The sequence below is a fragment of the Streptomyces sp. NPDC051180 genome, from assembly GCF_040689545.1.
Lineage (GTDB): Bacteria > Actinomycetota > Actinomycetes > Streptomycetales > Streptomycetaceae > Streptomyces.
Genome location: NZ_JBFBBC010000011.1, coordinates 253,703 through 264,383, shown reverse-complemented (window position 1 = coordinate 264,383; position 10,681 = coordinate 253,703). Strand labels below are relative to the sequence as shown.

Genomic DNA, 10,681 nt, shown 5'->3' with positions numbered 1-10,681 from the left:
TGCTCGTACTGGGCGTACTCGCGCTTTCGCCCGGTGCGGCGAGAGCGCGTGCCAGGCGTCGCGGGGCAGAGGGGAATGTGACGACAGGCCCTAGCCGGCGTCCTCCCCGGCCGGGGACTCGCCCTCCACCTGGATCCACGTGGCCTCGGACGGGACGCCCCGGTCGTCGGTGACGAAGAGCATGTACCAGCCGGGCGGGACGAGGGTGCGGTCCCGCGGGACCTCGACGGTGAGGGTCATCCCGTCCTGTCCCCTCGTCAGCCCCAGCGCGACGGAGCGCTGCTCGACGTCGGTGGAGTGGGTGACGGCGCTGGGACGCATGAGCCGGGCCTTGACGATCCGGCCGGCGTCCTTGGTCTTGAAGGTGGCCCGGCCGTTCTGGTCGAGCTCCGGGGACCCCTCCCCCAGGACGGGGCGGTCGGCGCCCGCCCTGTGGAGGGAGGGCGGGGTGAAGACCTCGATGCGCTGCTCGAAGGTGCCGAGCCTGGTGTTGTCCTTGTCGTCGAAGAGCGGGTCGGAGCCGAAGGTGGCGACCCGGCCGTCGGGGAGGAGCAGCGCCTCGGAGTGGTAGTTGCGGCCGACGGTGGGTTCGGCCGCCTCGGTGAAGGTGTTGTTCCTCGGGTCGTAGAACTGCGCCTTGAGGATGTCGCTGCCGCCGCGGCCCCGGTAGTCCTCGGATCCGCCGGTGGTGAAGACGGAGTCGTCGGGCATGAGGACGCCGCTGAGGTAGCGGGTGCCCTGCGGGAGCGAGGGGCCGTCGGAGAAGGCGGGGTCGTCCCGGGAGAGGTCGACGATCGAGGTGCGGGCGGTGGACTTCGCGGACTCGCCGACCCCCCCGCCGCCGAGGACCATGACCTTCTGGTCCTGGGCGGGCGGCAGCAGGAGCGAGGCGGAGGTCTCCAGCTGGTCGGGGTCGGTGAGGCCGCCGAGCCGGGTGAAGGAGTTGCGCTCCAGGTCCCACAGGCCGGGTTCGCGGCCCTTCTCGGCGGGACCGTACCCGGCGTTCGAGCCGGTGTAGAGGAGCTTGCCGCCCTTGGTGAGGAAGAGCGAGGGGTAGGTGGGGAAGTAGCGGAAGGGGCCCTTGGACCACTTCCTGGTCCCGGGGTCGTAGATCTCGTTGTCGCCGGGGACGACGTCTCCGACGTCGTTGAGCCCGGAGACGGCGAGGACCCTGCCGTCGTCGAGGGTGACGAGGGTGGGGTACCAGCGGGCGTCCTTCATGGGGGCGACCGGGATGTACTTCTCGGCCCTGGGGTCGAACTCGTAGGCGCCCTTGATGCCCTGGAAGTCCTGCTTCTCGGTGGTGAGCTTCTGGGCGAGGCCGTAGACGTCGTCGGCGGCCCGGCCCTTGAGCCCGACGATCTCGTACTGCGCGGCCTCGGTGGTGAGGCCCTGCGGGCCCTCCTCGCGGGCCTCGACGAAGACCCGGGCCTCGGCGGCGGTGAGCTTGGTCTCCCACGGCTTCATCCGGCCGCTCTCGAAGTACGAGATCTCGAACTCGCGCTTGGCCTTGGGGACGGTGACGTCGGACGTGGAGACGTACTCGACCCCGGACGGGGAGCGGAAGACGGTCCCCTTCTTGAGGGTGACCGCCCGGTCCGGGCTCTCGTTCTTGACCCGCATGCCGCCGCCGGCCTTCTTCACCTCGCCGTCGAGGATCTCGTAGCGGGCGGTGCCGCCGGCGACGAGCAGCCGCCCGTCGGGGAGCTGGGAGTGGCCGGAGCAGAAGAAGTCCTCGGGGGTGGGGATCTTCTTGAAGGTGTTCTTCCCGGGGTCCCAGAGGACGGACTCGAAGGTCCCGGCGTCGAAGTTCTTCTGGCTGTTGCCCGATCCGGCGATGAGCAGCACCTTGCCGGTGTGCAGGAGCGCGGCGTGGATGGCGTTGACCCGGTAGCGGTCGGGGACGGCGACCTCGGCCCAGGAGCCGTACCGCCGCATGTACTCGGGCCGGGCGATCTTGTACGCGTGGTACCGCTCCTCCACGAAGGAGAGGGCGGCGGGGGCGTTCAGCGCGGCCAGCAGGCCGACCGCCGCGGTACCGAGCAGGGGCTTCCTGAACTTCTTCGACGGCCGGCGGGCCATGGCTCACTTCCCTCCGGTCGTCGTGGCCGAGGGGCCGGCGGGGGTGGGCGGGACCGCGGTGGCGGCCGCGCGGACCTCGATCCCCTCGCGGGCGTGCGCCAGGCCGCGGGCTCGCGCGCGGGCGCGGGCCTGCTCGCGGACGCGCAGGGAGCGTCGCCCGCGCACGGCCGTGAAGGCCCACAGGGCGACCGGGGCCAGGGTGACGGCCAGGGCGAGGACGGCCCAGGTTCGCATGGCGGCGTGGGTGTGGCCGTAGTGGACCGAGGCGGCCAGCGAGGCGGCGAGGACCGCGGCCCAGGCGAGGTGGACGCGGAAGGTGAGGAGCCGGTCGGGGCTGGCCTCGCCGCCCTTGGGGGTGACGACGAAGCGGCCGCGGGTCCGCAGGACCGCCGAGCCGAGGGACTTGAGGTAGAGCGGCGCGGAGAGCGCGGACATCGCCATGCCGGCGAGGCCGCCGGAGCCCTCGGGTTCGTGGGGCGAGACGTTGTGCCGCCGGTTCCAGAGGTAGAGGCATATCTGGAGGGCGACGGCGTCGCTGTAGATCATCAGCCAGACCCGGGTGGAGACCTGGGTGCCGGAGGCGCCTAGCCAGAGGTACAGGACGCAGCTGAGGACGCCCAGGAGCCAGTTGACGGCGGTCATCGGGTAGTAGACGAGCATCAGGGTGTAGTTGAGGAGGCGGCCCGGCGGAGTGCGGAAGGGCGCCTTCCAGGACTGCCGGACGATCGTCTCGTAGGTGCCCCGGGACCAGCGGAGCTGCTGGGAGAAGAAGTCGGTCCAGGAGGCGGGGCCCTCGCCGACGGCGAGGACGTCGGGGGTGTAGACGGAGCGCCAGAAGTGCCCGGTGGCGGGGTTCCTCCTGCGGTGCAGTTCGAAACCGGTGGCCATGTCCTCGGTGATCGAGTCGTACAGGCCGCCGATCTGCTTCACGGCGGATATCCGCACGACGTTGTTGGTGCCGACGAACATGGGCGCGCGGTAGCGGTTCCCGGCCCGCTGGATCAGTGCGTGGAAGAGGAACTGCTGGGACTCGGCGGCCTTGGTGACGGCGCCGGTGTAGTTGCCGTACACCTGCGGGCCGACGACGAAGGCGACGTCGGGGTCGCGGAGGTAGCCGAGCATCCGCTCCAGGAAGGCGGGGTGCGGGACGTGGTCGGTGTCCACGGAGGCGAAGCAGTCGTACGCGTCCCCGTGCTGCGCCAGCCAGGCGTTGTAGTTGCCGTGCTTGGTCCTGGTCCTGTGGACGCCCTTCGCCCGGTTCCACTCGGGGACGCCGGCGCGGGTGAAGTGGTGCGCGCCCAGCCCGGCGCAGAGCGCCCTGGCCTCGTCGGAGTCGCCCTCGTCGAGGAGCCAGACGTCGAGCGGCCCGTCGTGCCGGATCCGCACGGCGCCCTCCAGGGTGGCGCGGACCATGGAGAGGGGTTCCCTGCCCGGGACGAAGGTGGTGAGGAAGGCGACGCGGGTGCCCTTCTCGGCGTGCACCGGCACCGGGTCGCGGGCGACCAGGGTGGCGTGGGCGATCGACACGACGTTCACCAGCATGAAGAAGCAGATGAGCCCGATCGACCCGAGCATCACGGTGTCGTACGGCACGCGCCAGGTGTCGTCGCCCTCGCGGACGGTCCAGTGGCTCGGCCAGACGAGGTAGGCCAGGAGCACCGCGGAGAGCAGCGGTGCGAGGCACATGAGGAGGACGGCCCGTATTCGGTGCGGCTCCTTCGACAGCAGACTCCGGTACCGCACCGTGTAGGCCACCGGGTCCGGGTCCGTGAGCGGGCCGGCGAGTCGGCTGTAGGTGTCGTAGTCGTAGCCTTCCGGCCGCACGGTGCCTCCAGCTGTCGTCGAACGGGTCGATATCCCCACGAAAGGGGACACCGTTCGACATGTCGACCGGAGTTCGTCCGAGTGAGCGTATCTACCGGCCGCGCCCTCCCTGCCGACGCAGTGTGTAGGCGACGGCCCGGCGTGCGACCGGGTTCAGCGCCTCGACGGCGGACATCAGGGCGCCGAGCTGCTCCAGTGCGGTGAACGCGGCCTCCGCGCCCTCGGGATCGACGCCCTCGTAGAGCCCCAGGCCGACGAAGGAGGCGCCGACCGCGCGGGCGAGCCCGGCGGGGTCCGTGAACTCCGCGAACGGGGTCTCCGCGAGGACGCGGACGAGCACCTGCTCGATCTCGGCGATCCACAGGTCGAGCCCCGCGGCGGTGGCGGGCACCAGCCGGGGATGGGACTGCGCCCCCGCCAGCAGCTGCCCCAGGAAGGCCACGTGCCCGGCCTCCCGTTCCTCCTCGTGCATCTCGCGCCCGAAGGCGAGCAGTTCGTTGAGGCTCCCGACGGAGCGCAGCCGCTCGCGGTGGCGGGCGACCCGCCGCTCGGCGCCGTGCCGGCACGCCTCGGCGAGCAGTTCGTCGACGGAGCCGAAGTGATAGAAGACCAGGGCCTGGTTGACACCGGCGGTGGTCGCGATGGCGCGCGCCGACGCCTTGGAGATGCCCTGCTCGACGAGGGTGCGCAAGGCGCCTTCGAGGAGCTTCTCCCGGGTCTCCTGGCTTCGGGCGTCCTGCGCCTTCCCGCCCTCCGCGGCCTTCCCGCTCACGCCCTTGCCTCCTCGCGCACCGGGCGCAGCCCGGCGCGCACCCCACGGGAGCGTACGTCGGCGTACTCGGCGGTGAACGACCCCCGGTAGCCGAAGAGCGGGCCGACGTACCGGTTGACCACCCGGACGTCGATGCGGAAGCGCCCGGTGCGCTCGTCGAACGACTCGCGCACCTCGGCCCGGCCGCCGATCACGTCGGGGACCCGCAGGTCCAGCGGCCCCTCCCGGAAGCGGTGTTCGCCGGAGGTGATGAGGAGCGAGCCGTCGGGCTCGGCGGTGGGGTGCAGGTCGCTGGCGAGGTGCTGATGGGTGCCGAGGTAGTCGAGGACGCAGTCGCGCTCGGGGCTGTGGACCATCGTGGCGTCGAAGCGCCGGGGCCCGCCGGGCAGGTCGAAGGTGCGGACGAAGGTGACGGTCTCCCGTCCGTACGCGTCGGCGTAGGGCACGTTCTCGATGCGGAAGGGGACGTCGCGGCCGGTCCGGGGCAGCAGGATGTTGCGCACTCCGCCGAGCGCGAGGAAGGGCTTCACGAAGGCCCGGCCGTGCCAGATGCGGTCCATGACGCCCCGCCCGACGCACATCTCCCCGCTCGCGAGGCCCACCGAGAAGCGCCGCTGGAGCTCGGGGTGCAGCCGCTCGAAGGCGGCGTCGCCCATGGCGGTGCGGAAGATCGAGGTCACGGCTGCTCCAGGGTGGCGAGGAGCCGGGGCTCCCGGGCGATGGCGGGCGGAGTGCGCGGGCAGCGCCGGGCCGCGGGCACGCGGGACGAGGGCGGCAGGAGGACGGCGGCGGCGAGTCCGGGGACGGTCAGCGCCACGGCGGCGAGCGAGACGGGCCCCAGCGGCAGCCGGGTCAGGACGAAGGGGACGGCGGCGAGCAGCAGCCGGCCGGCGAGTTCGAGCAGCCAGCGGTTCCGGGAACGCGCCGGGGTGATGCCCCGCTCGCACCAGAGCCGCAGCCGGTCGAAGGACCAGGCGGTGGCCCACCCCATCAGGGGCCGGAAGGCGAGCCGGTCGGCGGCGCGGCCGAACCGGCCCCAGCGCGGCCGGTAGTCGTAACCGGTGAGGAAGCGGACGCCGTCGGCGGTGGGCACGTAGCGCCAGTAGCCGCTGCCCTCGGCGAGGAGCGAGAGCGGGTGCGGCGAGGAGAACCGGAGGGCGGAGACCCGGTCGCCGCCGGCCCGGTGGCGCTCCCCCGCGGAGACACCGGTGCCGGCGACGGCCAGGAAGGGCAGCACGCGGGTCGCGTAGCGGAAGCGCCGGGGCTCGCCCTCGGCACGCGGGAGGTCGGCGATCTCGGTGAACCGCAGGTCCCACCGCTGGTGCAGCGCGGGTTCCTGCGTGTACGCCCAGAGCGTCTCCAGGTCCACGCGCACCCGTGTCTCGACGTAGAGACCCATCGGCGTTCCCCCTGCTCGTCGCGCATTTTGAGCGACTGCTCAAAACTGCCTGAAGGGGAAGGTAGCCGATTTTGAGCAGTCGCTCAACCGGTGGACGAGAAGAAGCCCCCGGCCCTGGGGATCAGGACCGGGGGCTTGCCTGGCACACGGCCGGCGTCAGGCGCCCAGGTGGCGCTCCACCGTCTCGACCTTCGAGGTCAGACCGTCGGTGACGCCCGGGCGGATGTCCGCCTTCATGACCACCGAGACGCGCGGCGCACGCGCCTCCACCGCGGCGACGGCGCGCTTCACGACGTCCATCACCTCGTCCCACTCGCCTTCCACGGAGGTGAACATCGCGTCGGTGCGGTTCGGCAGCCCGGACTCCCGGACGACCCGGACGGCGTCGGCGACGTACTCGCCGACCTCCTCGCCCACGCCCAGCGGGGTCACGGAGAACGCGACGATCATGCGTTGACCACGCCTTCGCGGCGGGCTCGGGAGGCGATGACCGCGGCCTCGGCCTCGCGCTTGAGCCGGCGCTCGGCGTAGAAGCCGCCCAGCGGCAGGACCGACAGGACGAAGTAGAGCGCGGCCGTCTTCACGTTCCACTTGGTCCGGTTCCAGGCGTCCAGCCAGAACAGCACGTACAGGACGAAGAGCAGGCCGTGGACCGCGCCCATGACCGGCACCGCGTTGAAGTCCGTCGTCCGCTTGAGCACCGAGCAGACCAGCAGGAGCAGGAACGAGACGGCCTCCGGCGCCGAGACGAGCCGGAGCCGGTGGAGCGAGGAAGCGGTCTTGAGGTCCACGGAGGGGGTCACCTTCGTTCGATCTTGTGAACGGATGCACAAGGGCCCGTCCATTGTGCACGCCGACTTTGCTGTCTCTTTAGGCGGGGGCCCAGTACCTTCCTCGGGTGGCAACGTTCCGACTCCAAGGCAGCAAAGTGCTCGCCGTCTCCATGACCGGCGACTCCGTCAAGGCGAAGAACGGCTCGATGGTCGCCTACGACGGCCAGATGGCGTTCAAGAAGATGAGCGGCGGCGGTGAGGGCCTGCGGGGCATGGTCACCCGCCGGCTCACCGGCGAGCAGATGGAGGTGATGGAGGTACGCGGCCAGGGAACCTGCTGGTTCGCGGACCGGGCCTCCGAGATCAACCTCGTCTCCCTGCACGGCGACAAGCTCTGGGTCGAGGCGAGCAACCTGCTCTGCACCGACGCGGGGCTGCGCACCGGCACGACCTTCACCGGCCTGCGCGGCGGGGCGACCGGCAACGGCCTCTTCACCACGACCGTGGAGGGGACGGGCCAGGCGGCGATCATGTCCGACGGCCCCGCGGTGATCCTGCGGGTGACCCCGCAGTACCCGCTCCAGGTCGACCCCGGCGCGTACATCGCCCACCAGGGCAACCTCCAGCAGCACTTCCAGTCGGGTGTGACCTTCCGCACCCTCATGGGCGAGGGCGGCGGCGAGGCGTTCCAGATCCGCTTCGAGGGGGACGGCCTCGTGTACGTCCAGCCGAGCGAGCGCAACACGATCGGGGGGGACGTCTGATGCCGTTCCGCGAGATCAACTCCAAGATGGTCGAGGCGACCGTCATCCCCGGGCAGCGGATGTTCAGCCAGCGCGGCGCGATGCTCGCGTACCGCGGCGACGTCTCTTTCACGCCGAACATCGCGGGCGGCCAGGGCGGTCTCATGTCGATGATCGGCCGCCGGGTGGCGGGCGAGGCGACCCCGCTGATGACCGTCGAGGGCAACGGCACCGTGATGTTCGGTCACGGCGGCCACCACATCCAGGTGATCGCGCTCACCGGCGACACCCTGTACGTCGAGGCGGACCGGCTGCTCGCCTTCGACGGCACCCTGGAGCAGGGCACGATGTTCATGGGCTCGCAGGGCGGGGTCATGGGCATGGTCCGCGGCCAGGTGACCGGCCAGGGCCTCTTCACCACCACGCTCCGGGGCCACGGCTCGGTGGCCGTGATGGCGCACGGCGGCGTGATCGAGCTGCCCATCACCCCGGGCCGCCCGGTCCACGTCGACCCGCAGGCGTACGTCGCCCACCACGGCGACGTGCGGAACAAGCTCTCCACCGCGCTCGGCTGGCGCGACATGGTGGGCCGCGGCTCCGGCGAGGCGTTCCAGCTGGAGCTGAGCGGCAGCGGCGCCGTGTACGTCCAGGCATCCGAGGAGAAGCTGTGAGCAGCCCGGTGATCCACGACCCGACGACTCTTCCGTCGGACGACAACGTCAACCCGTACACCTTCTGCGTCGAGCTCAAGGGATCCCAGTGGTTCCTGCAGAAGGGGAAGATGATCGCCTACTACGGGCGGATCGAGTTCAACGGCATCGGCCACGGCAGGCTCGACCGGCTGGTCCGGACGTCCTTCCACTCGCCGCTGCACGCGAGCGACTGGGTGGTGGCCGAGGGCAGCGGCAAGATGCTCCTCGCGGACCGCGCCTTCGACGTGAACTCGTTCGACCTGGACGAGGGCAACCTGACGATCCGCTCGGGCAACCTCCTCGCCTACCAGCCCACCCTCGCGCTCAAGCAGTCGATCGTGCCGGGCTTCGTCACGCTGATCGGCACCGGCAAGTTCGTGGCCGCGTCGAACGGTCCGGTGGTCTTCATGGAGCCCCCGATGCGGGTCGACCCCCAGGCGCTGGTCGGCTGGGCGGACTGCCCCTCGCCCTGCCATCATTACGACCACGGCTACATGACCGGCGTGATGGGCGGCGTCCGGGCGCTGACGGGTCTGGGCGGCACCTCCGGCGAGGAGCACCAGTTCGAGTTCGTGGGCGCGGGCACGGTCCTGCTCCAGTCGACCGAGCTGCTCATGGCGGAGCGGGCGACCGGCGCACCGCCGGCGCAGGCGGGCGTGCCGGGCGGCCACGGGGCGCCGTCTTCCGGCCAGGCGATGCCCGGGTCGGTACCGCGCCTTCCCGGCCAGCTCGGGGACCTCCAGCGTCGCTTCGGTCTGTGAGCGGTAGTCTGCGGAGTGTGACGCCCTCGAACGTCTGCGCCCTCGCCGGGCGGGTGGTGCGCGGCGTCACGCTCCCAGACTTCGTCAAGAATTCAACTTCTTAGGTAGAATCCATACATGGAGACCGAGACGGCCACCCCGTGGCTCACCGACGGCGAGCAGTGCGCCTGGCGCACGTTCCTGGACGTCCAGCGGATGCTGACCTACCAGCTGGAGCGGGACCTCCAGCCGTTCGGGCTGACGATGAACGACTACGAGATCCTCGTGAACCTCTCGGAGTCGGCGGAGCGGCGGCTACGCATGAGCGACCTGGCCTCCGCCACCCTCCAGTCGAAGAGCCGGCTCTCCCACCAGATCACCCGCATGGAGAGCGCCGGCCTCGTCCGCCGCGAGAACTGCGAGTCCGACCGGCGCGGGCTCTACGCCGTGCTGACCGACGACGGCATGGAGACCATGCGCAAGGTCGCCCCGCACCACGTCGAGTCGGTGCGCAGGCACTTCATCGACCAGCTCAGCGGGGAGGCGCTCGGCGACCTCCACGAGTCGCTGAAGCCGATCGCGGAGCAGCTGCGCGGCCGCCGCGGCAAGCCGTGACCTGACAGAGATGCAGAGGGCCTCTCCGGACGCACCGGAGAGGCCCTCTGCTCGTGTTCCTAGTTGCCCGTCAGGCTCGCGATGAGCTCGTCGGAGGCCGCGTACGGGTCCAGGGAGCCCGCCACGATCCGCTCGGCGAGGGCGTCGAGGCGGGCGTCGCCGTGCAGGTCGCCGATCCGCTCGCGCAGCGCGGTGACGGCGATGGCCTCCACCTCGCCCGCGGCACGGGTCCGGCGACGATCCGCCAGGACCCCGTGCTCCTCCATCCAGGCGCGGTGCTTCTCCAGGGCCTCCACGACCTCGTCGATGCCCTCGCCGCGCGCCGCGACCGTCTTGACGATCGGCGGCCGCCAGTCGCCCGCCGCCCGCGCCTCGCCCAGGCCCAGCATGTGGTTGAGCTCGCGGGCGGTGGCGTCGGCGCCGTCCCGGTCCGCCTTGTTCACCACGTACACGTCGCCGATCTCCAGGATGCCCGCCTTGGCGGCCTGGATCCCGTCGCCCATGCCCGGCGCGAGGAGGACGACCGAGGTGTCCGCCTGGCCGGCGATCTCGACCTCGGACTGCCCGACGCCGACCGTCTCCACCAGGATCACGTCGAAGCCGGCCGCGTCCAGGACGCGGATGGCCTGCGGGGCCGACCAGGCGAGACCGCCCAGGTGGCCGCGGGTCGCCATGGAGCGGATGTAGACGCCCGGGTCGGAGGAGTGCTCCGACATCCGGACCCGGTCACCGAGGAGCGCTCCCCCGCTGAACGGGGAGGACGGGTCGACGGCCAGGACCGCCACCCGCTTGCCCGCCCTGCGGTACGCCGAGACCAGCGCGGACGTCGACGTGGACTTGCCGACGCCGGGGGAACCGGTCAGCCCCACCACGTACGCCCCGCCGGTGAGCGGCGCGAGCGCCGCCATCACCTCGCGCAGCTGCGGGGACGCCCCCTCCACGAGCGAGATCAGCCGGGCCACGGCCCGCGGCCTGCCCGCCCGTGCCTGGGTGACGAGTTCGGGGACGTCCACCATCTGCGGTGCTCCTCGGGTAGGTGAC

12 protein-coding genes are annotated in these 10,681 nt (G+C 71.5%); 4 read left to right on the top strand and 8 right to left on the bottom strand.

Annotated elements, in window-relative coordinates; translation table 11 throughout:
* Positions 1-90: 90 nt before the first annotated feature.
* The 7 genes from AB0424_RS21515 to AB0424_RS21485 form a co-directional block, all read right to left on the bottom strand.
* Positions 91-2,082, bottom strand: a complete 1,992-nt coding sequence (locus tag AB0424_RS21515; RefSeq protein WP_366307725.1) for a galactose oxidase-like domain-containing protein — start codon at positions 2,080-2,082, stop codon at positions 91-93.
* Positions 2,083-2,085: 3 nt separating this feature from the next.
* On the bottom strand, positions 2,086-3,906 hold the full coding sequence (locus AB0424_RS21510; RefSeq protein ID WP_366307723.1) for a cellulose synthase catalytic subunit: 1,821 nt from the start codon (positions 3,904-3,906) through the stop codon (positions 2,086-2,088).
* Positions 3,907-3,997: 91 nt separating this feature from the next.
* The gene (locus tag AB0424_RS21505) at positions 3,998-4,678 is read right to left on the bottom strand and encodes a TetR/AcrR family transcriptional regulator (RefSeq protein ID WP_366307722.1); all 681 of its coding nucleotides are present in this window, start codon (positions 4,676-4,678) and stop codon (positions 3,998-4,000) included.
* Positions 4,675-5,358, bottom strand: coding sequence for a DUF4166 domain-containing protein (locus AB0424_RS21500; protein WP_366307720.1), 684 nt, complete (start codon positions 5,356-5,358; stop codon positions 4,675-4,677). The genes AB0424_RS21505 and AB0424_RS21500 overlap by 4 nt, the downstream gene beginning before the upstream one ends.
* Entirely contained in the window at positions 5,355-6,077 is a 723-nt protein-coding gene (locus AB0424_RS21495; protein ID WP_366307719.1) for a hypothetical protein, read from the bottom strand. The genes AB0424_RS21500 and AB0424_RS21495 overlap by 4 nt, the downstream gene beginning before the upstream one ends.
* Positions 6,078-6,233: 156 nt before the next feature.
* Positions 6,234-6,527, bottom strand: coding sequence for an MTH1187 family thiamine-binding protein (locus AB0424_RS21490; RefSeq protein WP_073808485.1), 294 nt, complete (start codon positions 6,525-6,527; stop codon positions 6,234-6,236).
* Positions 6,524-6,868: a DUF3817 domain-containing protein gene (locus AB0424_RS21485; RefSeq protein ID WP_366307717.1), complete on the bottom strand. Its 345-nt coding sequence runs from the start codon at positions 6,866-6,868 to the stop codon at positions 6,524-6,526. The genes AB0424_RS21490 and AB0424_RS21485 overlap by 4 nt, the downstream gene beginning before the upstream one ends.
* A gap of 107 nt (positions 6,869-6,975) precedes the next feature.
* Between AB0424_RS21485 and AB0424_RS21480 the strand changes: the two genes are divergently transcribed.
* The 4 genes from AB0424_RS21480 (at position 6,976) to AB0424_RS21465 (ending at position 9,640) form a co-directional block, all read left to right on the top strand.
* Positions 6,976-7,614, top strand: coding sequence for an AIM24 family protein (locus tag AB0424_RS21480; RefSeq protein WP_366307715.1), 639 nt, complete (start codon positions 6,976-6,978; stop codon positions 7,612-7,614).
* Positions 7,614-8,264 carry an AIM24 family protein gene (locus tag AB0424_RS21475; protein ID WP_366307713.1) on the top strand — a complete coding sequence of 217 codons (651 nt, stop codon included), beginning with the start codon at positions 7,614-7,616 and terminating at the stop codon, positions 8,262-8,264. The genes AB0424_RS21480 and AB0424_RS21475 overlap by 1 nt, the downstream gene beginning before the upstream one ends.
* The gene (locus AB0424_RS21470; protein ID WP_366307712.1) at positions 8,261-9,046 is read left to right on the top strand and encodes an AIM24 family protein; all 786 of its coding nucleotides are present in this window, start codon (positions 8,261-8,263) and stop codon (positions 9,044-9,046) included. The genes AB0424_RS21475 and AB0424_RS21470 overlap by 4 nt, the downstream gene beginning before the upstream one ends.
* 117 nt (positions 9,047-9,163) lie before the next feature.
* Positions 9,164-9,640 carry a MarR family transcriptional regulator gene (locus AB0424_RS21465; protein ID WP_366307710.1) on the top strand — a complete coding sequence of 159 codons (477 nt, stop codon included), beginning with the start codon at positions 9,164-9,166 and terminating at the stop codon, positions 9,638-9,640.
* A 59-nt stretch (positions 9,641-9,699) separates the two neighbouring features.
* Here AB0424_RS21465 and meaB read toward each other — a convergent pair whose 3' ends face one another.
* On the bottom strand, positions 9,700-10,656 hold the full coding sequence (meaB, locus tag AB0424_RS21460; protein ID WP_366307709.1) for a methylmalonyl Co-A mutase-associated GTPase MeaB: 957 nt from the start codon (positions 10,654-10,656) through the stop codon (positions 9,700-9,702).
* Positions 10,657-10,681 lie beyond the last annotated feature (25 nt).

Excerpts from the sequence above, each read along its gene's own strand:
- AB0424_RS21515 (WP_366307725.1), bottom strand. The coding sequence starts at position 2,082 with ATGGCCCGCCGGCCGTCGAAGAAGTTCAGGAAGCCCCTGCTCGGTACC.
- AB0424_RS21495 (WP_366307719.1), bottom strand. The coding sequence starts at position 6,077 with ATGGGTCTCTACGTCGAGACACGGGTGCGCGTGGACCTGGAGACGCTC.
- AB0424_RS21490 (WP_073808485.1), bottom strand. The coding sequence starts at position 6,527 with ATGATCGTCGCGTTCTCCGTGACCCCGCTGGGCGTGGGCGAGGAGGTC.
- AB0424_RS21475 (WP_366307713.1), top strand. The coding sequence starts at position 7,614 with ATGCCGTTCCGCGAGATCAACTCCAAGATGGTCGAGGCGACCGTCATC.
- AB0424_RS21465 (WP_366307710.1), top strand. The coding sequence starts at position 9,164 with ATGGAGACCGAGACGGCCACCCCGTGGCTCACCGACGGCGAGCAGTGC.
- meaB (WP_366307709.1), bottom strand. The coding sequence starts at position 10,656 with ATGGTGGACGTCCCCGAACTCGTCACCCAGGCACGGGCGGGCAGGCCG.